Origin of the sequence: Gordonia pseudamarae (assembly GCF_025273675.1) — a bacterium.
Classification (GTDB): domain Bacteria; phylum Actinomycetota; class Actinomycetes; order Mycobacteriales; family Mycobacteriaceae; genus Gordonia; species Gordonia pseudamarae.
Genome location: NZ_CP045809.1, coordinates 2,579,311 through 2,601,048 on the forward strand (window position 1 = coordinate 2,579,311; position 21,738 = coordinate 2,601,048).

At 67.4% G+C, this 21,738-nt stretch carries 18 protein-coding genes; 10 read left to right on the top strand and 8 right to left on the bottom strand.

Annotation, left to right across the window (positions count from 1 at the left end):
- Nucleotides 1-10 precede the first annotated feature (10 nt).
- The 8 genes from GII31_RS11410 to GII31_RS11445 all read left to right on the top strand — a co-directional run bounded on the left by GII31_RS11410 (nucleotide 11) and on the right by GII31_RS11445 (nucleotide 11,090).
- A complete protein-coding gene (locus tag GII31_RS11410; protein WP_213243165.1) occupies nucleotides 11-1,354 on the top strand; it encodes a hypothetical protein in 1,344 nt (447 codons plus the stop codon).
- Nucleotides 1,355-1,479: 125 nt separating this feature from the next.
- A complete protein-coding gene (locus tag GII31_RS11415; protein WP_213243167.1) occupies nucleotides 1,480-2,742 on the top strand; it encodes a glycosyltransferase family 2 protein in 1,263 nt (420 codons plus the stop codon).
- Between the two features lie 121 nt (nucleotides 2,743-2,863).
- A complete protein-coding gene (locus tag GII31_RS11420) occupies nucleotides 2,864-4,087 on the top strand; it encodes a 4-hydroxybenzoate 3-monooxygenase (RefSeq protein ID WP_213243169.1) in 1,224 nt (407 codons plus the stop codon).
- 103 nt (nucleotides 4,088-4,190) lie between these two features.
- Complete coding sequence (locus GII31_RS11425; protein WP_213243171.1) at nucleotides 4,191-5,015, top strand: 2-amino-3,7-dideoxy-D-threo-hept-6-ulosonate synthase; 825 nt, start codon at nucleotides 4,191-4,193, stop codon at nucleotides 5,013-5,015.
- 55 nt (nucleotides 5,016-5,070) lie between these two features.
- Entirely contained in the window at nucleotides 5,071-6,282 is a 1,212-nt protein-coding gene (locus GII31_RS11430; RefSeq protein ID WP_213243173.1) for a 3-dehydroquinate synthase II family protein, read from the top strand.
- Nucleotides 6,269-8,782: an AMP-binding protein gene (locus tag GII31_RS11435; RefSeq protein WP_213243174.1), complete on the top strand. Its 2,514-nt coding sequence runs from the start codon at nucleotides 6,269-6,271 to the stop codon at nucleotides 8,780-8,782. The genes GII31_RS11430 and GII31_RS11435 overlap by 14 nt, the downstream gene beginning before the upstream one ends.
- Nucleotides 8,779-9,639, top strand: a complete 861-nt coding sequence (locus tag GII31_RS11440; RefSeq protein ID WP_213243176.1) for a beta-1,6-N-acetylglucosaminyltransferase — start codon at nucleotides 8,779-8,781, stop codon at nucleotides 9,637-9,639. Before GII31_RS11435 ends, GII31_RS11440 begins: the two co-directional genes overlap by 4 nt.
- Nucleotides 9,633-11,090 carry a lipopolysaccharide biosynthesis protein gene (locus tag GII31_RS11445; protein WP_246221829.1) on the top strand — a complete coding sequence of 486 codons (1,458 nt, stop codon included), beginning with the start codon at nucleotides 9,633-9,635 and terminating at the stop codon, nucleotides 11,088-11,090. The genes GII31_RS11440 and GII31_RS11445 overlap by 7 nt, the downstream gene beginning before the upstream one ends.
- Nucleotides 11,091-11,128: 38 nt before the next feature.
- Here the strand turns inward: GII31_RS11445 and GII31_RS11450 are convergent, their stop codons facing one another.
- Together GII31_RS11450 and GII31_RS11455 are read right to left on the bottom strand one after the other, a co-directional pair.
- A complete protein-coding gene (locus GII31_RS11450) occupies nucleotides 11,129-12,025 on the bottom strand; it encodes a glycosyltransferase family 2 protein (RefSeq protein WP_213243178.1) in 897 nt (298 codons plus the stop codon).
- A gap of 8 nt (nucleotides 12,026-12,033) precedes the next feature.
- Nucleotides 12,034-13,017, bottom strand: coding sequence for a glycosyltransferase family 2 protein (locus tag GII31_RS11455; RefSeq protein WP_213243180.1), 984 nt, complete (start codon nucleotides 13,015-13,017; stop codon nucleotides 12,034-12,036).
- Between the two features lie 98 nt (nucleotides 13,018-13,115).
- Here GII31_RS11455 and GII31_RS11460 point away from each other — a divergent pair, with 98 nt between their 5' ends.
- Nucleotides 13,116-14,300, top strand: a complete 1,185-nt coding sequence (locus GII31_RS11460; RefSeq protein ID WP_213243182.1) for a lycopene cyclase family protein — start codon at nucleotides 13,116-13,118, stop codon at nucleotides 14,298-14,300.
- On the opposite strand, the gene GII31_RS11465 is transcribed toward GII31_RS11460, so the two are convergent.
- Genes GII31_RS11465 through GII31_RS11475 form a run of 3 tightly spaced genes read right to left on the bottom strand, consistent with a single transcriptional unit; the run spans nucleotide 14,287 to nucleotide 17,356 of the window.
- Entirely contained in the window at nucleotides 14,287-15,120 is an 834-nt protein-coding gene (locus GII31_RS11465) for an ABC transporter ATP-binding protein (RefSeq protein WP_407649974.1), read from the bottom strand. The genes GII31_RS11460 and GII31_RS11465 overlap by 14 nt on opposite strands.
- 56 nt (nucleotides 15,121-15,176) lie before the next feature.
- The gene (locus tag GII31_RS11470; RefSeq protein ID WP_246221830.1) at nucleotides 15,177-16,316 is read right to left on the bottom strand and encodes a FecCD family ABC transporter permease; all 1,140 of its coding nucleotides are present in this window, start codon (nucleotides 16,314-16,316) and stop codon (nucleotides 15,177-15,179) included.
- Nucleotides 16,313-17,356: an iron chelate uptake ABC transporter family permease subunit gene (locus tag GII31_RS11475; RefSeq protein ID WP_246222299.1), complete on the bottom strand. Its 1,044-nt coding sequence runs from the start codon at nucleotides 17,354-17,356 to the stop codon at nucleotides 16,313-16,315. The genes GII31_RS11470 and GII31_RS11475 overlap by 4 nt, the downstream gene beginning before the upstream one ends.
- 440 nt (nucleotides 17,357-17,796) lie before the next feature.
- On the opposite strand from GII31_RS11475, the gene GII31_RS11480 reads away from it, so the two are divergent.
- A complete protein-coding gene (locus tag GII31_RS11480) occupies nucleotides 17,797-19,497 on the top strand; it encodes a flavin-containing monooxygenase (protein WP_260839948.1) in 1,701 nt (566 codons plus the stop codon).
- Between the two features lie 84 nt (nucleotides 19,498-19,581).
- Here the strand turns inward: GII31_RS11480 and GII31_RS11485 are convergent, their stop codons facing one another.
- The 3 genes from GII31_RS11485 to GII31_RS11495 are packed head-to-tail and all read right to left on the bottom strand — an operon-like array spanning nucleotide 19,582 to nucleotide 21,724.
- On the bottom strand, nucleotides 19,582-19,977 hold the full coding sequence (locus tag GII31_RS11485; protein WP_213243188.1) for a metal-sulfur cluster assembly factor: 396 nt from the start codon (nucleotides 19,975-19,977) through the stop codon (nucleotides 19,582-19,584).
- On the bottom strand, nucleotides 19,974-20,432 hold the full coding sequence (sufU, locus tag GII31_RS11490) for a Fe-S cluster assembly sulfur transfer protein SufU (protein WP_213243190.1): 459 nt from the start codon (nucleotides 20,430-20,432) through the stop codon (nucleotides 19,974-19,976). Before sufU ends, GII31_RS11485 begins: the two co-directional genes overlap by 4 nt.
- Nucleotides 20,432-21,724, bottom strand: a complete 1,293-nt coding sequence (locus GII31_RS11495) for a SufS family cysteine desulfurase (RefSeq protein ID WP_213243191.1) — start codon at nucleotides 21,722-21,724, stop codon at nucleotides 20,432-20,434. The genes sufU and GII31_RS11495 overlap by 1 nt, the downstream gene beginning before the upstream one ends.
- Nucleotides 21,725-21,738: the final 14 nt, after the last annotated feature.

Below are 21,738 nucleotides of genomic sequence, written 5' to 3' on the forward strand. Positions count from 1 at the left end.
CGTCGCTGTCGTGGCTGCCTTCGCAGCCCCGGACGGCACCGCGTCGCTCGCCGGCACGGCGATGCCGGTGAGCCGCATGACCATCGGGCTCAGTGATCGTATCCACCTCGGCGAGCCCGTGAACGCACTGATCGGCCCCATCGAGCTGCCCGACCTCGGCACCGTGCGCGACAACATCGCCGCCTTCACCTCGTACGGTCCGCACACGCGCCTGGCGCTACGCCCCGACGACACCGGCACCCGCTGGGTCCACGACCCGCGACGGCTGCTGGATTCGGTCGAGGTCATCGACGAGCCGGCCGATCCGCTGAGCCTGCTGGTTCCCACCGGCCGCCCGAATGCCCCGATGCGGATCACGCTGGCCGGCCGGTACCTGCGCACCGAACACGACCATGGCGTGGGCGAGATCCGGTTCGGGCTGCTGGCCCATCAGGTCATCACGGGCGCCGTCGACCCGCGCGACCCCGCGATCCAGGCCCAGATCACCCGGCGCTGGGACGGCCTGGCCACCGCGGCCGTTCGCGTCTTCGGCTCCCGCCCCACCCGGGTGCGTGACGCATTCCGGTCGATCCGCACCACCGCGGCCACCCCCGCAGCCTTCACCCCCACGGCGTTCAGCCCTACCACCGATTTCCCGATCGACGCCGGGCAGCCTGCCGGTACCCGGCGACCCACGCCGAGCGGGCCGTACGCGGTGGAGGTCGCGGCGATGCCCACGGCCACCCTCGGCGAGCTGCGCGCCTGGCGCGATTCGGCGATCCCCGGCGTGAGCCTGTTCGCGTTGGTCGTCGCCGGCCTGACCCGCGCGCTCCTCGGTGCCGGGATCGCGGTCGACGACATGGGGACCCTGCCGGTCGACCTGCGCCGGTACCTGCCCGCCAACACCAATCCGCTGGCAAACTTCGTCTCCGGGGTCCAGCTGCCCCTGCGGGACGGCAGCGATCCCGCACGGCTGCACAACGATCTGGTCGCGGCCGTCGCCTCGGGCCGTCCGATTCTGTCGCTGGCCCGGGTGACCGCCCTGTCGCGGGCCGCGGAACTACTCGCCACCATCGGCCGGGACCCCCACGTACCGCCTCCGGACACGACGAGGGCACCGCTGGTGTTCACCGGCATCCAGGCGCACCAGCAGTTGCTGGACAGCTACCCGTGGATCGATCGGGGCGCTTCGATCTATGTCACCGGAGCCCACCCCGCGGCCCCGCACGGAATCACCCTGCAATCGGCCACCGTGCACGACCGGCTGCTCATCAGCGCGTCGTTCCAACCCGACGTGTACCGGCGCGGTCAACTGCGCGCAGCGCTCGACGCATTCGTCGCCGACCCGGTCGAGGTACTGCGTGAGTGCGGCTGACGCGCCCGTCGAGCCGTCGATTGCCAGACCCGACGGTGATTAGATTAGGCTAACCTCTGGCCCGAACGGCGCGAACCCGACAATCGGCCGCCGCCTCACCGTTGATTGGATTCGAGCAACCGCCCATGATTCCCGAAGTGACTCTCACCTCTCCCATGCCATCGGGTGGGACGCCGAGTTGGCCAGGTGCCGCCTGGATCGGCGTCGCCGACATCTCACAGCTCATCCAGCAGGGACATACCGGGCAGTTCATCGGGGTCACAACCGATGCCGAGGCGTACACGATCGCACGAATCCTGATCCGGGACGGGCTGATACCGCTGGAGTTCGCGCAAGTACCACTGGTCGACGGATGCGCACTCCTGCCGATTCCGGCCATCGGCGAGCGCCGTGACGCCGGCGCACTGCCGCCGATGTCGGTGGTGCTGTGCACGCGCGAGCGCCCGGACGACCTGCGCGGGGCGCTGGCCTCGCTCCTGCTCGTGGACTATCCGGAGTTCGAGATCATCGTGGTGGACAACGCGCCGATCACCGACGGCACCGAGCAGGTGGTGACCGCGATCGACGATCCGCGGGTGCGACGGGTGGTGGAACCGGTTGCCGGTCTGTCGATGGCCCGCAATGCCGGGATCCGTGCGGCCCGGCACGAGATCATCGCCTTCACCGATGATGACGTCGTCGCCGATCAGGGCTGGCTACGCGGCCTGGCAACCGGATTCGCCCAGGCCGACGACGTGGCCTGCGTCGCCGGTCTGGTGCCCAGCGGCGAACTTCGCACGATGCCCCAGGCGTACTTCGACTGGCGGGTGTCCTGGGCCGACAACATCGAACCGCGCATGTACCGACTATCCGACCCCCCGGACGACGTACCCCTGTTCCCGTTCCAGATCGGGCGATTCGGCACGGGCGCGAACTTCGCGATCCGGCGCAAGATCATCATCGATCTGGGCATGTTCGACGAACGCCTCGGCGCGGGCACCGCGACGTGCGGCGGTGAAGATCTCGATGTCTTCTTCCGGGTCGTCGCGGCCGGTCACTGTCTGGCCACGGAGCCGACCTCGATCATCTGGCATCGGCACCGCAGCGACGACGAGGCACTGCTCAAGCAGGCCCGCGGCTACGGCATGGGCCTGGGCGCCTGGCTCACCAAGGTCGCCCTCGACAGCGAACATCGACGGCTGGCACTGTCAGTGCTGCGCCACCGCGGGCGCGCGGTGGCCCGGGCCGGCAAGGCGTATTGCGCCATCGCGGCGCCGCCCCCGGCGTTCTTGCGGGATGTGCCGCGATCTGTCGGCCGGACCGAGGTGCTCTCGGTGGTACGTGGACCAGCAGCGCTCTGGCGCGAGCAACGCAGACAACGAGCGCGACAAACGCGTCCCCCGCGCTGATCGCCGACCTGCGTGCGATCACCAGGCTAACGCAGCCACCCCCTGCCGGGCCCGTCGATCTCAGCTACCGTTAAGCTGGCCCAGGATTCAGGTAAGCCTAAACAAAGCAAGGTGGTCCTCAGTGGGTAGCGATAGCTCGGCCCGAACTCAGGTCGCGATCGTCGGCGCCGGCCCTGCAGGCCTGACGCTGGGGCATCTGCTGCACCTCCAGGGCATCGATTCGATCATCGTCGAACGCAGCAGCCGCGACCACGTGGAGAAGCGGCTGCGCGCCGGCATCATCGAACAGCCCGGCGTCGACCTATTGGTGGCCGCCGGGCTGGGCGACCGACTCCTGCGCGAGGGCATGGTGCACGGCGGCTTCTACCTGCGCTACGACAACACCACCCACTACCTGGACTTTCATCCCTACACCGGGCAGCACGCGACCGTCTACGGTCAGCACGAGCTGGTCAAGGACCTGATCGCCGCACGCATCGATACCGGGCGGCCGCTGGTGTTCGAGGCCGAGGTCACCGACATCTCGCCGACCGGGCCCGCCGCCGGGGTCAGGTATCGGACGGCGACCGGCGAAGACACGATCGAGGCCGACTTCGTCGTCGGCGCGGACGGTTTCCACGGAGCCGGCCGAGCGGCGATTCCCGCGTCCGTGCGCAACGAATTGATCCGCGAGTACCCGGTGTCGTGGCTGGGCATCCTGGCCGAGTCGACCCCCGCCGCACCGGAGGGGATGTACTGTCCGCACCCGGACGGATTGTCGGTGCACAGCATGCGCGGGCCGCGGTTGTCGCGGCAGTATCTGCAGGTTCCCGCCGGTACCGAACTCGCCGAGTGGAGCGACGACCGGATCTGGGCGGAGCTGTCCCGCCGATGTGCCGCCTCCGATGCGGCACCGCTGGAAACCGGACCGATCATCGAGCGTTCCCTCGCCCCGTTGCGCAGCTACGTCGCGGGCACCATGCAGTACGAACGGCTGTTCCTCGCGGGCGATTCGGCCCACATCGTGCCGCCGACCGGCGCCAAGGGCCTGAACCTGGCGCTGTCGGATGTCTGCGTCCTCTCCCATGCACTGGGCGCGGCCGTCAATCACGCGAACACCGACCACCTGGCCGGCTATACCGCCACCGCACTGCCCAGAGTCATGGCAGCCCAGAGGTTTTCGGCACTGCTCACCACCACTCTGCACGCACTGCCCGGCGACGGCTTCACCGAGGCGCTACGCCGCGCGACACTCGATCGGTGGGTCGGTTCACCGGCGGCGCAGCATGAGCTCGGCGAGGTGTATCTGGGCCTGCCCTTCCCCACCGCCCCACTCTACCCGGTCGCGGCCGGATCGCCGGGCTAGTCGGCAGACCGAAATGTGTCGCAGATCATGACCAGCATTTTGGCCAGTTGGCTAGGCTAGCCTAATATTTTTCGAAAGCCCCATATCGGTCGCAGGAGAAAACATGGACACCCACTACGCACCTGCCAACGCCAACCTCTCAAGTGGCAAGGCGTTGCGGTTGGCGCGCATCAGCGACCCCGTGACCCGGCGCGCGCATATCGTGCCCATGGACCATTCGGTCACGGTCGGGCCGCTGGGCCCGGTCGATCACACCGAACAGATGGTGTCTCTGCTGGCCAGCACCGGCATCAATGCCGTCGTCCTGCATCGCGGCCGGATCAACCGGGTGCCCATCGACGCGTTCACCAGCATCGGCCTGATCGTCCACCTGTCGGCGGGCACCTCGATGAGCCTGGACACCGACGCCAAGGTTCTCGTGGCCGGAGTCGAGGCGGCCGTGCGCTCAGGCGCCGACGCGGTCAGCATCCACGTCAACATCGGCTCGCACACCGAACGTCAACAACTCGACGACTTCGCCACGGTCTCGCGTGAATGCGACGTCCTCGGCGTCCCCCTCCTGGCGATGATGTACGCGCGCGGTCCCCGGCAGACCGGCCCCACCTCCACCGGCACGATCGCCCACCTGGCGGCCATCGCCACCGACCTCGGCGCCGACATGATCAAACTCGACTACGCCGGCTCACCGACCGCGATGCAGAGCGTCGTCGCGTCCACCCCGGCCCCCATCTACGTCGCCGGCGGAACCACGGTCAGCGACGACGCCGCGATCGCCCTGGGTGCAGAGGTGATGTCCAGCGGTGTCGCCGGCCTGAGCTTCGGACGTAACGTCTTCGGCGCGACCAACCCGGTCCGCGTCGCCACCGCCCTCGCACATATCGTGCACAAGCGCATCGGGGACGGTGAGCGCGTCGCGGCGCTCGCCTGACACCCGTTTCACGGTGCCACTTCTAACCACAGCAGAAAGTCAGGTCCATCCGCATATGACCAGCCATGTCGTCGTCACCGACCAGATCGTGCCCGCCGCGCCGTCGGACACCGACCGCACCACCCAACACTTCGCCTGGGTCGACGTCCGCGCGCTCCAGGGCGCGGCGCGTGACGCCGTGGTGCAGGCCGCCATCAACTACGGTCTCGACGGCATCGTCGCCGACGATCCGGAGCTGCTCGCCGGCCTCCCCCCGACCATCCGCCGCATCCTCACCGGCGGCGCACAGTCGGCCGCGGCGGGCAAGTCGCGGCCGGACAAGAAGAAGGGCGACGCGGACAAGGCCGCGGACCCCGCCGCACCGTTCACCCCGGACCTGGTGCTCACCGAGGCCACCGACCTGCGGGCCGGAGACACGCCGGCCGCCGGCGTGCATGTCGTGGTGTCCGACGCCGCGACTCTCGGCCATGCCTGCGACCTGGTCCGGGTGACTCCGTGGACAGTGCTGACCTTCACCGATCCCACCAAGATCCCGCTGGAGATCGTCATCGCGGCGGCGGAGAACTCAGGCGGCAAGACAGTCACCGTCGTCAACGACATCGAGGACGCGGGCATCGTCAAACTCGTCCTCGAGCACGGGTCCGATGGTCTGCTGCTGGCACCGCGCCATGCCGACGACGTCGTGGCGCTGGTCAACGTGCTGACCCCGGAAACCGCCAAGATGGAGCTGTCGGAGCTGACCATCACGGACGTGGCGCACATCGGGATGGGTGAGCGCGCCTGCATCGACACCTGCTCGCTGCTCGAGCTCGACGAGGGCTGCCTCATCGGTTCGTTCGCCAGCGGAATGTTCCTGTCGTGCAGCGAAACCCATCCGCTGCCCTACATGCCGACGCGGCCGTTCCGCTGGAATGCCGGTGCCGTGCACTCGTACGTGATGACCCCGGACAACCGCACCCGCTACGTCAGCGAACTGCGCGCCGGTCAGCCTATCCTCGCCGTTCGCACCGACGGCTCGGTGCGCGAGGTCCGGATCGGCCGGGTCAAGATCGAACGCCGCCCGTTGATCTCCATCACCGCGACCTCCACCGGCGGCAAGACGATCAACGTCATCGCCCAGGACGACTGGCACGTGCGGCTGCTCGGCCCCGGCGGCTCGGTCAACAACGTCACCGAACTCAAGCCCGGCGACGTCCTGCTCGGCTACGTCCCCACCGAAGCCCGCCACGTCGGCCTTCCGATCACCGAATTCTGTGAGGAACGCTAACCCGTTCCATGACCTGCTGGTCCGGGTCGCCGCCGACCACCCCGATGTGGTCGCGCTGCGGACCCGGACCGGTACCGTCAGCTTCGAGAAGCTGCTCCGACTGGTCGAAGAAAGCGTCGAACTGCTCGGCGCAGGTGGAATCGGACAGCAGGTGCCGATCGCGGTCCGGCTGTCCGGATCCATCGATGGCGTGATCACGTTGCTGGCCGTGCTGTGCTCGCCACATCCGGTGCTGCCGATCGACTCGGCGTCGCCGGCCGACCGCACCGCGCGGCTCATCGAAACCGCCGGTGCCGTGGCATATCCGGGTGATGCGGTGTTGCCGTCGGCGACGACGCCGCGCGCGGTACCGGACACAGCGGTCCTGATGTTCACCTCCGGGTCCACCGGCAACCCCAAGGCGGTCCGTCAGGGCGTTGCCCAGTGGCTGCAGCAGATCCGTGAACTCGGCCCCGAACTGGGTATCGGCCCCGGTCGCCGCGTGGCGCTGGCCATGCCGGCCAGCTTCGGCGGCGGACTCGACATCGCGCTGACGGCCATCAGCAGCGGGGCCTCACTACACCTGTCCGACCCGCGGACCGACGGAGTCGGCGAACTGGTCGCCTCCCTGCGCGAGTGGCACCCCAACAGCCTGCACCTGACGCCCGTCCTGCTGCGCGCGTTGCTGGCCGAACCGGGCGCAGCCGACGCACTGGCCGGCGTCGAGGTGGTGGCCACCTGCGGCGAGGCGATCGGCGCCGCCGATGTCGCCCGACTTCGCGAGCATAACGGGCGCATCACTTTCGTGAACCGGTCCGGCTCGTCGGAGACCGGCAATCTCGCGTTCAACACATTCGGTCCCGACCGTCCGCTGCCCGGCGGAATGATCCCGGCCGGACGGATCGCCGCCGGCAAGACGATCGTCGTCGTGGACGACGAGGGACGGCCGGTACCCGACGGCACGATCGGCGCTCTCGTGGTGAGATCGGTGTATCTGGCGCAAGGCTATCTGGCGAACGGCATCGTGGACTTTCCCGCCCTGCCCGGAGGAGTACGCGAACACCACCTCGGTGATCGTGGCCACGTCGTCGGTGATCAACTGCATCTGGCGGGACGCTCCGACGACGCGGTGAAGATTCGCGGCTACCGGGTGGACGTCTCGGAGATCGTCGCGGCTCTCGAAGCGATCCCGGAGATCGCCGAGGCCGCAGTGATCGCCCGGTCCGGTGCCGACGGTGCCGAGCTCGCTGCCTACGTGGCGATCACCGCGGGTACGCGACCGCCGTCGATCGCCGAGATTCGCACCGCACTGGCGTCGACACTGCCCACCTGGCTGCAGCCCACCCATGTGGTCCTGCTGCACGCGCTCCCACGCACCGAACGCGGCAAGGTCGACCGCACCCGGCTCCCCGAGCCTGCGGGACGCCCCCCCTACGTCGCGCCACGGACGGCGACCGAATGCCTGTTGGCGCCCATCTGGGAGGACCTGCTGCATGTCGGCGATGTCGGGTGTGACGATGACTTCCTGTCCCTCGGCGGCGATTCCCTGACCGTGGTGGAGCTGATCGCCTGCATCAAGGCCACATTCGCCACCACACTCACCCCGTCCGACCTGGTCGCCGCATCGACACTGCGGACGGTCGCCGACGTCGTCGACAGTCATAGCGTCCCGTCCCCGGGTGGCGACGTCGTGCCGCTGACACACGTGGCCGCGGCCGACGACAGCCGTCCGCTGGTGTTCGCCTTCGCCGGCGCCGGTGAGTCGGCGTTGGCGTTCGGGCCGCTGGCACAGTGTCTGAGCGAATTCCGCATCATCGGATTGCAGGCACACGCGCTGGAAAATCGCGGGATCCCCGACTGGACGATCGGCGCCGCGGCACGCCGCTGCGTACGTCACATCCTGGATATCCGTCCCCACGGACCATACCGGTTCGTCGGCCATTCCCTCGGTGGCGTGATCGCGATCGAAGCATCGAGAATACTTGCCGCACAGGGTTATCACGTCGAGCACATTGTCTGCCTGGATACCATCTTCGAGGGACCGCTCAGGACCCGAGCACGCATACACCTGCCCGCCGCCGGGAATCCCTCTGGGGTGAATCCCTCTGGCGCAAATCCCTCTGGCGCAAATCCCTCTGGCGCAAATCCCTCTGCCGTGAACCCGACACCCGGCACCGGCCAAGGCCACGCGGAGAACTCGGTAGACCTCTGGCGGCAGCGCCTGGCGTTGCTGAGCGCCGGCTGGTGGCGCAGACCGGCCAAGGAGCAGTGGTCACTGTTTCACGAGCTCGGCCGTCGCTCAGCGCTCCTGCACCGGCTGCGCCCCTGGTACGGGCCGGTCACTGCGATCCTCGCCGAGGACAACCCGGACAACCCGCAATGCTGGTACGCCTTCGCGCCCTACTGTGTCGGCGTCCACTTCGTGTCCGGCGACCACACCGGCATGCTGCGCCCGCCGCATGTCACGCACACCGCGAAGTTGGTGGCCGATGCGCTGTCGGGACCGGCGGAACGCGCATGAGATTCGCCACGCACATCGTTGTCCACGAGCACCCACACCTGTGCGCCGCTCTGGTCACCTCACTGCATCACGAACAGATCGACATCTACGTCCACGTCGACCTGAAGACCGCACAGGCACCGTTCGAGGCAGCCGTCCGGGACGCGGGCGTCCCGGTCACCTTCGTCCCGGAATCCAGCAGAGTCGACGTGAGGTGGGGTGGAATGCGCCAGGTCCGAGCAACGCTGGCGCTACTTGACCTGGCCGACAGCAGCGGCGCCCGCTACCACCGGCACACCCTGTTGTCGGGGGTGGACGTGCTGCTGCGCCCGCTCCCGGAACTTCTCACCTACTGGACCGGTGATGCGGAACACCTCCGCATCGACAGGCGCCTGAATCGCGCCGAAAGTCAGGGCTACCGCAAACCTCGCCGCTATTGGTTCCCCGACCATCCCATCCTGGAGCGTGCGCGATTGTCCGGCCGTCTGCCCCGCCGCGTCCCGCCCGGGCCTCCGCTGGTGGAGGGATCGAACTGGTGGTCACTGACAGACGATGCCATCCGGACGGTACGCGGCTACCTCGACGCACATCCGGCGTTCCTGCGCGGCCATCGGTTCTCTCTGTGCCCCGACGAGTTCGTCTTCCATTCGATTCTTGCGGACTCGCCACTGGCTCCGAAGATCACCCACAATTACCTCGACCGAACCGCCACCGACCACACACTGCACGCGCTGCACTTCATCGACTGGTCCGAGCACACCGCCACCCGGCCCGCCGAGCTGACCGAACAGTCGCTGGCGAAGGCCCTGGCCAGTCCCGCGATGTTTGCGCGCAAGGTCGGCTCCGACTGGACCTGGCGGGCGGGGCAACCATGCTGAAAGGCAGGCTCGCGCTGAATGCGAGCGCGTTGATGATCTCCTCGGCGGCCACCGGACTTCTCGGGCTGGTGTACTGGATGATCGCCGAACGCATGATGCCGACATCGGAGGTGGGGCGGGCGTCGGCGATGATCGCCACCGCCACGGTGCTCTCGTCACTGGCATGCCTGTCGTTGGCCGGAGCCTACCAACGGTTTCTGCCGGTGGCCGGCAATCGGTCGCTGCGCCTGATCCTGCGCGGTTACGCGCTGATCTGCTGCACGTCGCTGATCCTCGGAACAGCTTTTGTCACTTTGGGTTTCGGCTCGTCAATCTTCACCTCGACCACCGACCGGGTGCTGTTCGTGCCGCTGGTCATGGTGCTGGCGATCTATGCGATCACCGACCCGATCCTCATCGGTCTGCGCCGCTCGCCCGCCGTCGCCGTCAAGAACGTCTCGCTGTCGCTGGTCAAGATCGTCCCGCTGTTCTTCCTCACCGGCACCGCCACCGCCGTCGCCGTCACCGGCTCGTGGATGGTATTGGCGGCTCTGGTCACGGTGGTGTTCATGGCGCATGTGGTGCGCGTGGCGCTGCAGCGACGCCAGGAGAGCAGCGACGAACTCCCGGGCAACCGCGAACTGATGTCGTTCCAAAGCGCGTTCTTCACGATGATGCTGATCAGTTCGGTGATCCCGTTCGCCTTGCCGCTGATCGTGGTGGAGACGGTGGGGACCACCCAGAATGCCTACTTCAATTTGGCGTGGACGATGACCTCAGCCGCAGGCCTGGTGCGCGCAAGCATGGGTTCGGCGTTTATCGTCGAGGCCGTTCAACCCGGCGCCAACACCGCGAACCTGGTCCGGCAGTTGCGTCGGATGCTCATCCCGCTCACATTGCTGGTGGCGATGGGACTGGCGATCGGTGGGCCGGCGGTGCTGTGGGTGGTCGGTGAAGACTACTTCCGTGAGGCCGCACCACTGATGCTGGTGCTGGCCGTCCAGTCGGTGGTCGAGACCGTGGTGGTGGTCTTCTACATGGTCAGCCAGATCGTACGGCGACTGCGTCTGATGGTGCTGATGCAGGTCACGATCATGGTGATCACCGTCGTCGGCTCCTATCTGCTGTTGCCGCGCGTCGGGCTGATCGGTGTCGGCATTGCCTCACTTCTCGCGGTCACCGTGGGTGTCGCGGTCGCGATCAGGCCACTGCTGCACGGCATCGGGGAGCTGCTCCGAAATGCCCAGAACGGCGGACCGGACACGAACGACCGGCTGGATGCGAACGGGGCGGATCCGAACGACAGTGGCGGCGGGACCGGTGCCGCCGGGGACGCCGCTCAGCCGCACGTCGCCGACGACCCCCAGATCACCGATCGCATTTCCGTCATCCGCACCGATCCGCGCCATGAGTTGCTCTCCGGAACGGACGTCTCCGACATCAGTACCGACGGGTTTTCCGCGCGGCGCTGACCACGCAGGTCGGTCGGCAATGAATCACGTACGCGGCGTCAGGACCGCAATCGGGTCCGGGCCGCGGCGGCGGCCTCGACCACCCGGCGCGCACCGAATCGGGCGGTGTCGGCGCACGGGCTGCGTAGCATCGCCCGCGCCGCGACCCACGCCGTCCCGGCCACCAGGGCGACCGGATTGGATCCGGAGGGCCACATCAGCCGGGCGAGTGCGTCGTCGGGGAAGGGCCGGGCACCGGTGCGTTCGGCATACGCGGCGGCGATGCTCAGGTGTGCCGCCTGCTGGACGTCGTTGTTCTGGTTGCTCACCGACGCCGCATGGATCCGGTAGCGGTAGCCGACCATAGGCACATTGCCGACCTCACCGTATTCGCAGATCCTGGTGAAGAATTCGTAGTCCTCGGCATGCGCGAACTCGGGATCGAACCGGATCCCGGTGCGCTCGATCACCTCGCGCCGAATCATCACCGACGCCCCGCAGTGACAACTGCCGTACAGCAATCGCCGGCGGCACGCCTTGTCCGAGCGCGGCGTCCGGACGCGACCGGACATCGCCTCGAACAGTTCGTAGTCGGTGCCGCACACGATGCCGTCGGGATGCTCGGCCATCCAGCTCAACTGGGCGAGCAGACGGCCGGGTGGGAGCAGGTCGTCGGCATCCATTCTGGCGATGAACGTGCCCCGTGCCTCGTCGAGCCCGCGGTTGAGCGCGGCCACCAGTCCGGCGTTGGCCTGCGACACCACCCGGATACGCAGATCACCGAGCGCGGTGAGCTCATCGATTGATTCATCGGTGCAGCCGTCGTCGATCACCAGGAGTTCAAGATCGTCCACACCCTGCGCGAACACCGACCGCGCGGCGTCGGCTATGTAGCCGGCGGCATTGTACACCGGCATGAGCACGGTGACCAGTGGTTGTGCCTGCTCCGGGGGCATCGATCTCCTCACCGAAAGCGAAGGACGGCGGAATACAGTGCGGGTGAGATCTTCATCAGCAGCGCGAAAACTACTTCACGGCGATGTCGACCAGCCCATAAAACGGGCAAATCAGACAGGGTGATACCGCGGCGCACCCGATCGATCGCCGTCCGGTACAGCACGGGATCGGCGGCGGAGTCGTGCCGGGCGCGCATCGCGACGTGGGCAATGGAGGTGAGCACCTCCCGATAGTGGAATCCCAGGTAGTCGAGTTCCCACTCGGCTCCGCGGTCCTGTCCGGCGACCAGCTCACGGACATCCGCGTCGGCGGTGAACAGATCGAACGTGGTATCCGAGAACCCGGTCGACAGCGATCCCGGCCGATACAGGTACCGGTACAGCGGCGTCTCCACCATCGCCACCCGTTTCACCGACAGTGCCACCCGGATTCCGGTGGCGATGTCCTCGTAGGCCTGGTCCTGCGCCCACGGGTCCGTTCCCAGGCTCAGCCGGTCGAACAGTTTGGTGCAGGCGTACGCCTTGGCCCGCCCGCGCAGCAGCTCATGTGCGTATTCGGGGCCGGTGACGACCGCCGATGACGGTCGCGCCTCGTCGATCTGCAGCACCCGATCATGTTCGTCGACGCGATAGGTGCGGGTCACCGACAGCTGCGCATCGGCCTCCAGCATCGCCGTGAGCAAGGTCTCGACGAACGTCGGCTCGGCGGTGTCGTCGCTGTCGAGAAACCACACCAGGTCGGTGGTCAGCGCCGCCAGGCCGGTGTTGCGGGCACGGCCCAGACCCCCGTTGCGGGGCTGTGTGATCACGTGGTGCCGGCGGCCGTGTTCGTTCAGGGTGTCGACCGCAATGTCAATGGACCGGTCGCCGCCGCGATCATCGACGAGCACGATCTCATCGACAGCCCTGGTCTGGGCCAGAACCGACTCGATACAGCCGCGCACGAAATCCTCGCACCGGTAGACCGGGATCACGACCCCGACGGTCACCATCAGATCTCCGCTCCCCCGCGCACACCACACACGCCCATTAGGCTACCCTAAGGATCTTCACGGTACATGACGAGTCCGGCGCCACTAGAATTCCGGGAGTGAACGAGCTACTGGTTATCGGCGCCGGCCCGGCCGGGCGCGCGATCGCTCATCGGGGCCGGGCGGCCGGACTGACCGTCACCCTGGTCGACCCCCACCCCGACCGGCCCTGGTATGCCACCTACGGCGCATGGTCGGACGAACTGCCCGCGTGGTTGCCCGGTGATTGTGTCGCGGCCGCCGCGCCGGCCGTCGTCTACACCCCCGCCCGCCGGGTCCTCGACCGTGAGTACGCGATCCTCAACACCCCCGCGCTGCAATCGGCGTTGAGTCTGGAGGGCGTGCGACTGGTCCGGGCCCGGGTGGAGCATGCGTACTCCACCTACGTCACCCTCACCGACGGCACAATTCTCTACGCCGGCGCAGTGATCGACGCCCGCGGCAGTGCCCCCGACACATCCGCCCCGCAGCAGACCGCCGTGGGCGTCATGGTCGCCCACGGCGGCACGGGTGTCGAGAACCGGCCGGCGGATGACCGGATGGTGGTGATGGATTGGCGTCCGGGAACCGGAACGTTCTGCTATTCGGTCGACCTCGGCCAGGGACGGCGGCTCGTCGAGGAAACCTGCCTGGCCGGCGCACCCGCCGTGGACATCCCGGAGCTGGCACGCCGGCTTCGTGACCGGATACCCGGAGTGGCCGTTCCCGACCTCGGTCGCGGTCGTGGCGGGATGTCGGCGGGCGCCGAGATCGTCCGATTCCCCCTCATCGGCGCGTCGACCCGCCCGTGGGACGAGGGCGGTGCCCCGCGCGTCGGGGCGGCCGGCGGCTTCATCCACCCGGCCACCGGATACGGCCTCGCCCAGTCATTGACGCTCGCCGACACCGTGATCGACGCGGTCCGGCGAGGTACGGATGTGACCGCGGCGCTGTGGCCGATCCGGGCCCGCTGTGTCCACCGGCTCCGGCTCATGGGCCTGGCGGCGCTGCTGGAACTCGGCCCCGACGATCTCGTGCTGTTCTTCGACCGGTTCTTCACCCTGCCGGACACCGCACAGCGCGCCTATCTGTCCGGCCGCGACGACCTGCTGGGCACCTGCGCCGCCATGTGGGGTGTGTTCGCGGCGGTTCCGCTGCCGATCAAACGCATCCTCGCCGCCCGGGCGCTCTCGCGCGTACCGGGCCCACGGACGGTCGGCGGCCGGGTGCTGCGCGGCGCACGCGCTGCTGTCAGTGGGAGATGAATCGCGCGGCGTCGGCCCTGCGGGCGAGCGGAATCACCAGCGGCGTGCCCGTTTCGGGGTCGTCGATGATCCGGCACGGCAGCCCGAACACCTCCCGCACCATCTCCGCGGACACGATCTCTGACGGGTTTCCCTGTGCCACAATATTTCCCGATCTCATCGCGATGATGTGATCGGCGTAGCGGAAGGCATGGTTCAAATCATGCAGGACCGCGACCAGCGTGCGGCCCGAATTGCGGTTGAGCTCCGAACACAATTCCAGCAGGTCCACCTGATAGGCGATGTCGAGGTAGGTGGTCGGCTCGTCGAGCAGCATCAGTTCGGTCTGCTGTGCCAGCAGCATCGCCATCCACACCCGCTGGCGCTGACCACCGGACAATTCGTCGACCAGCCGCGCCGACAACTCGCTCACACCGGTCGCCGCCATCGCCTCGACCACCGCCGTCTCGTCCTCGGCGGTCCACTGCCGGATCAGTTTCTGGTGCGGAAAGCGTCCCCTCGCCACGAGGTCGGCGACCCGAATGCCGTCGGGCGCGATGGACGACTGCGGTAGCAGGCCGAGTGTGCGGGCCACCTGTTTGGCGGGATAGCTCGCGATCGCCTTCCCGTCGAGCAACACCTCACCCGACGACGGGGACAGCAGGCGCGACAGGGCCCGCAACAGTGTCGACTTGCCGCAGGCGTTGGGGCCGACGATCACGGTGAACTTGCCGTCCGGGATGTCCACGGTCAACCCGTCGCTGATGATGCGCGTGTCGTAGCCGATCGTGATGTTCCGTGCCCGCAGGCGAGCAGAACCGCCGGGGGCACCACCGGTCATCGTGGCCTCGTTCATCTCACCGTTCCCGTCGTTTCCGCTCTTCGAGGTGTTCATCGTCATTGCCTGCGAGCCTCCATCGCCAGCAACCACACCAGATACAACCCACCGATCGACACGGTCACCACGCCCACCGGCAGGTTCTTGTCGCCGAACGCGAACTGGGCGATCCAGTCGCTCACCACCAGCAGCACCGCCCCCATCGCCGCCGATGCGGTGATCGTGACCCCCGCCGATCGGGTCAGGCGCTTGGCCAGCTGCGGCGCGGCCAGCGCGACGAACGAGATGGGCCCGGCCGCCGCGGTCGCGATCGCGGTCAGACTCACCCCCACCACGATCATCGCCAGGCGGGTGCGTTCGACCCTGATCCCGAGCGCCGCCGCCGAATCGTCGCCCATGTCGAGCATCGGCATCCGGTAGGCCACCCAGAACACCGGGATCACCATCACCACCGCCACTATCAGCACCGGCTGAGCGTGCGCCCATTCCTTGTTGTTGAGGGTGCCCGCACCCCACACCGCCGCCGACATCGCTTCCTGCAGATCGGCTTTGAGGATCAGCCAGGTGTTCACTGCCGACAGCACCGCGGAGATGGCGATGCCGACGATGATCAGTCGGAAACCCTGCACCCCGCGTTTGAAGGCGAGCAGGTACACCAGCAAGGCGGTGAGGATGCCGCCCACCAGTGCGCCGACCGCCGTGGGGTAATAGCTGGTCGACATGCCGTCGAGCAGCAGCAACACCACGAGCGCACCGGTATACGCACCGGTGTTGAACCCGATGATGTCCGGGCTGCCGAGCGGATTTCGGGTCAGCGACTGGAAGATCGCGCCGCTGATGCCCAGCAAGGCACCCAGGACCACGGCCAGGACCACGCGAGGTGCGCGCCATTGGTTGACGATGGTCCGGTCGAATTCGGTGGCGCCACCGAACACCGCCTGCACCACGGTGCCGAACGGCAGGTGCAGCTCGCCGGTGCCCAGCTCCGCCACCGCCGCGGCGAAGGCCGCCGCGATCAGGACCGCCACCACCAGAACGCCGCGGATGTCGATGCGCATCGACACCGCCCCGCGCACCACGGTCAGCGAACCCTCGCGCCGCGCGAGCCCCGGCAACCGCAGAATCAGCAACGGCCGGCCGAAGTCGATCCGCGAGCGCCGCGAGGCGGTGGCATCACGGCGCTTCTCGGGCACGCTCACAGCCCACTCGCCTTCTTGCGGCGGACCAGCACGATCAGCACCGGAGCACCCACCAGCGCGGTCATGATGCCCACCTGCATCTCATCGGGACGAATGATCACCCGGCCGAGTACATCGGCCAGCAGTACCAGGATCGGCGCGCCGATCATCGTGTACACGAAGATCCATCGCTGATCCGGGCCCACGATCCAGCGTGCGATGTGCGGAACCATCAGCCCGACGAACGCGATCGGACCGGCGGCCGCCGTCGCGGCACCGCACAACAGGGTCACCGCCACCACACCGGCGGCGCGGGTGAGCCCCACATTGGCGCCCAGACTGCGTGCAAGATCATCGCCCAGCGCCACCGCGTTCAGCGGTCTGGCCACCGACAGGGCCACGCCGAGCCCGACCGCCACGAACGGCAAGATCGCCCACACCACACTGCCGTCCCGACCGGTGATCGAACCCGCGTTCCAGGTCCGCATCGCATCGAATGCGACCGGGTCCAGGAGCACCAGCCCCTGCGTGATGCCGGTGAGCACCGCGGCGACCGCGACTCCGGCCAGCGTCAACCGGACGGGAGTCCCGCCACCACGCCCCCACGAACCCAGGAAGTACACGATCAGGGTCGCCAGGACGGCACCGACGAACGCGAACCAGATGTAGCCCCACAGGTCGGTGATGCCGAACACCCCGACCGCCAGCGCCACCAGGAAGGCCGCGCCCGCGTTCACGCCCAGAACACCGGGATCGGCCAGCGGATTGCGGGTCATCGCCTGGATCAGCGCGCCGGCCACCCCGAGCGCGATTCCCACGATCAGGCCCAACGCCGTCCGGGGCAACCGCATGTCGCGGATGATCAGGTGATCGTCGATCTCGCGGAAGGCGAACAGCGCATCCCAGACAGTGGTGATCGGAATCGACTTGGTGCCCACCGACAGGCTCAGCAGACAGACCCCCACCAGGATCAGCAGCCCGAGGAACCAGCCGAGCAGGCGCCGGCTGTTGGTACGCGCGAGACCGTGCGCCGACCGGGCGACGACCGCGTCGTCGGTCACCGACGAGGTGACCGGAGCCGCGGACCTGACGATGGAACTCACTGCAGTCGCGCTCCTTTTGCGGTCGAGCCGTTTGCCATCCGCGTGCCCTCCCCCGACACACGCTGTCACACCAACGACTTAGGTTAGGCTATCGCTTCCGCTTCCACCTGCCCCACCCCGACGCCCACGGTGAATACCACAGACACGGGGAAACAAGGACGCGGGGAAACAAGGACGCGGGAAACCGAAGGCACGCCACCGACCACACAGCCACCCAGCCAGGGCATCCACCGGACGGCGGGCGAATCGGACATTCGACCACCGCGGCCCGCTCCCCGACATATGCCCGAAACCTCTCGATTTCCGAGAGCCCACGCCACCCCGACGGGGCAATCGCACCACGTTAGGCTAACCTAACGAACAGTCAGGTTCTGTTCCGATAGTCGATGAGGTGAGCGATGAGAGTCTGCGTTGTGGGAGCCGGATCCAGTGGGCTGACCACGATCAAACAGTTGCTCGACGAAGGTCACGACGTCACCTGCTACGACAAAAACGCCGACATCGGCGGTCTCTGGCTTCGCGACGAGGGTGATGAGGAGAAGATGAAGGCCTACGACGACCTTTATCTGACCATCTCGATGAAACTGATGGCCTACTCCGACTTCCCGTTCGAGGGCAGGCGCGTCTTCTACCGGCGCAGCCAGTACTTCGACTATCTGCGCCGCTACGCCGACCGGTTCGGGCTGCGTGAACATATCCGCTTCGGAACCGCGGTGACCGACCTTCACCGACACGGAGACTCCTGGACCGTGTCAGTCGAGGAACACGGTGTGGTCCGCGCGGAGGAGTTCGACGCCGTCGCGATCTGTTCCGGACCTTTCAAGACGCCCAAGACCGACATACCCGGGCTGGACGGATTCACCGGCGACATCGTCCATTCCGCGCACTACCGCAACAACGAACGGTTCCGCGGGAAACGTGTTCTGGTCGTCGGACTCGGTGAATCGGCGGCCGACGTGGTTCGCGAGGTCGGCGACGTGGCCGAATCGTGCACGCTGGCCATCCGCTCGTACACCTGGTTGCTTCCGCGCGTCTACAACGGCCATCGCACCACCGACCACGGCCCCGTCCGGTCCCACCACCACGAGATGTTGCGCCGGTCGGCGGACTATCCGTTCCACCTCAACACGTTCTGGGGACGCAATCGCATCGTCAAGTTCGTCTTCCTGGCGATGTCGGTGGTGCTGGGATTCACCACGACGGCACTGGGCGTCTTTCGCTCCACGATCGGGCCGCACATCCCCATCCCCGAGGTCAACCCGTTCGGTCAGTCCGTCGAACCGCCGATGCTCGACCTCAACACCCCGCACACCGACGAGAACTGGCAGGCGGTGCGGGAGTGGAACCACAAGTCCCATCCCGACGGCAGCTGGGTGCAGCGCAGCATCTTCTGCAAGAACGTCACCTTCATCCCGCACATCGTCAGCGGCAAGGTCGTGGTCAACGATTCGGGAATCGGACACTCCGACGGCAACACCGTGACCTTCCAGGACTCCACCACCGGCGACTACGACATTGTCCTGCTGTGCACGGGTTTCAGCGCCCAGAACATCTCCATCGGCGACCTGCACGTCAAGGACGGCAACGTCCGGAACCTGTACAAGCACTTCCTGCATCCCGAGCACCAGGGAACCGCCGCGTTCATCGGCTTCATCCGGCCGCTGACCGGTGCCGTGCCCACCTGCGCGGAGATGCAGGCACGCTATTTCGCCCGTGTGCTGAGCGGGAAACTGGCGGTTCCGGCCGACATCGATGAGCGTATCGGTCGCGACAAGGAGTGGGAGGAGCACTGGACGGCACTGAGCCCCACCCACCCCGAGGCCATTCCGTCGCAGGTGCTCTACCTGGATTCGCTCGCCGCGGAGATCGGCTGCCTGCTGCCGTGGTGGCGGCTCGTCCTCAACCCGAAACTATTCATCCAGGTCTGGTTCGGCAGCTTCAATCAATCCTGCTACCGCATCGTCGGCCCCCACAACCGGGGTCGGGCCGCGTTGGACGATCTGTATTCCGAGGAGATCGAGAACAGGCGGGACTGGGCGTTCAACATGTCGCTGCTACAGCTGATGCCCACGCACGTACATCCCGAACGCCTCATCTGAGGCATCGGTGAACATATCCGGCCGGGGCACCTGCGACGGTGCCCCGGCCGGACATGTGTGGGGTATGTATGCCGAATCAGCGGGTCAGACGGTGAAACCGAGTGCCCGGAGCTGTTCACGGCCGTCATCGGTGATCTTGTCCGGGCCCCACGGCGGCAGCCACACCCAATTGATCTCCAGGTCGGTGCACAGCCCGCTCCCGACGAGCGCCGTCCGTGCCTGGTCCTCGATGACATCGGTCAGCGGGCACGCCGCCGAGGTCAACGTCATATCGATCTTGGCGACGGCGTCGTCGGTGACATTCAATCCGTACACCAGTCCCAGATCAACGACGTTGATGCCCAACTCGGGGTCGACCACATCGCGCATCGCCTCCTCGACATCGTCCAGACTCGGCAGCGCGGTGCTCACCTCACCGGGCCCGGCACCATCGGCCGTGTCGGTGGCCGTGTCCCCCGCGGTGATCGTCTCGTCGGTCATGATGCTGTCTCCTTTGCCTCGACACCCTGCGCCAGTGCGTCCTTGAATGCGAGCCAGCCCAGCAGTGCGCATTTGACGCGCGCCGGGTACTTGCTGACACCGGCGAACGCTATACCGTCGCCGATCACGTCCTCGTCACCGTCGTCCGTGCCGCGTGAGGTCATCATCGCCGAGAACGAGTTGACCGTGGCCAGCGCCTCGGCGATGTGCAGGCCCACCAACTGGTCGTACAGGACCGACGTCGAGGCCTGCGAGATCGAGCAGCCCTGCCCGTCGTAGGACACGTCGGCCACCTGCTGTCCGTCGGCGGACAGAGTGACGCGCAAGGTCACCTCGTCGCCGCACGTCGGGTTGACGTGATGGACCTCGGCGACAAACGGGTCGCGCAGGCCCCGCCCGTGCGGGTGCTTGTAGTGGTCCAGGATCACGTCCTGGTACATCTGTTCCATGCGCATCAGCGCGCCCCGAAGAAGTTCTGGGCCTTGACGATCGCCTCGGCCAGGGTGTCGACCTCGGCGAGCGTGTTGTAGGCGGCGAACGAGGCCCGTGCGGTGGCCGCGACCCCGAACCGCTTGTGCAGCGGCCAGGCGCAGTGGTGTCCGACCCGGATCGCCACGCCCTCGTCGTCGAGGATCTGACCCAGATCGTGTGCGTGGATACCGTCGACCACGAACGAGACCGCACCCCCGCGCCGCCGCGTGGTGCCCGGACCGACGATGCGTACGCCGTCGATCCCGCCGAGCAGTCCCAGTGCGCGTTCGGTGAGCGCCTGCTCGTGCGCGGCGAGCACGTCCATTCCGATGGCGTCGAGGTAGTCGACGGCAGCGCCGAGCCCCACCACCTGCGAGGTCATCGGCACGCCCGCCTCGAAACGCTGCGGCGGCGGTGCGTAGGTGGACACCTCCATCGACACCGTCTCGATCATCGATCCACCGGTGATGAACGGCGGCAACGCGGCCAGCAGCGCGGCCTTGCCGTAGAGCACGCCCACCCCGGACGGTCCGAACATCTTGTGCCCGGAGAACGCGGCGAAATCGACGTCGAGAGCGGCGAAATCGACGGCCATGTGCGGCACCGACTGGCACGCGTCGAGCACCACCAGCGCACCGACCGCGCGGGAGCGCCGGACGAGTTCGGCGACATCGGCCACCGCACCGGTCACATTCGACTGGTGCGTGAAGGCGACCACCTTGACGGTGTTGTCCAGTTCCAGCGAATCAAGGTCGATGCGCCCGTCGTCGGTGACCCCGAACCAGCGCAGTGTGGCGCCCGTACGGCGGCAGAGCTCCTGCCACGGAACAAGATTGGCGTGATGCTCAAGTTCGGTGATCACCACGGTATCGCCCGGACCGAGCGCCTTGCCGCCGAACACGGCCGCACCGCGGTCATCGCCCAGCGTGTAGGTCACCAGGTTCAGCGATTCGGTCGCGTTCTTGGTGAACACGATCTCCTCTGCACCCACCCCGACGAAGCGCGCGATCTTCTCGCGCGCACCCTCGTAGGCGTCGGTCGCCTCCTCGGCCAGCTGGTGCGCACCCCGGTGAACCGCCGCGTTGCATGTGGTCACAAAGGCACGTTCGGCGTCGAGCACCTGGAGCGGCCGCTGCGAGGTGGCCCCGGAGTCCAGGTACACCAACGGTCTTCCGTCCCGGACGGTCCTGGACAGGATCGGGAAATCGGCCCGGATGCGGTCGATGTCGAGGGCGGTGGTGCTCGCGGCGGCCACCGTCTCGGGCGATGTGGTCACGGCCTTTCTCCTCC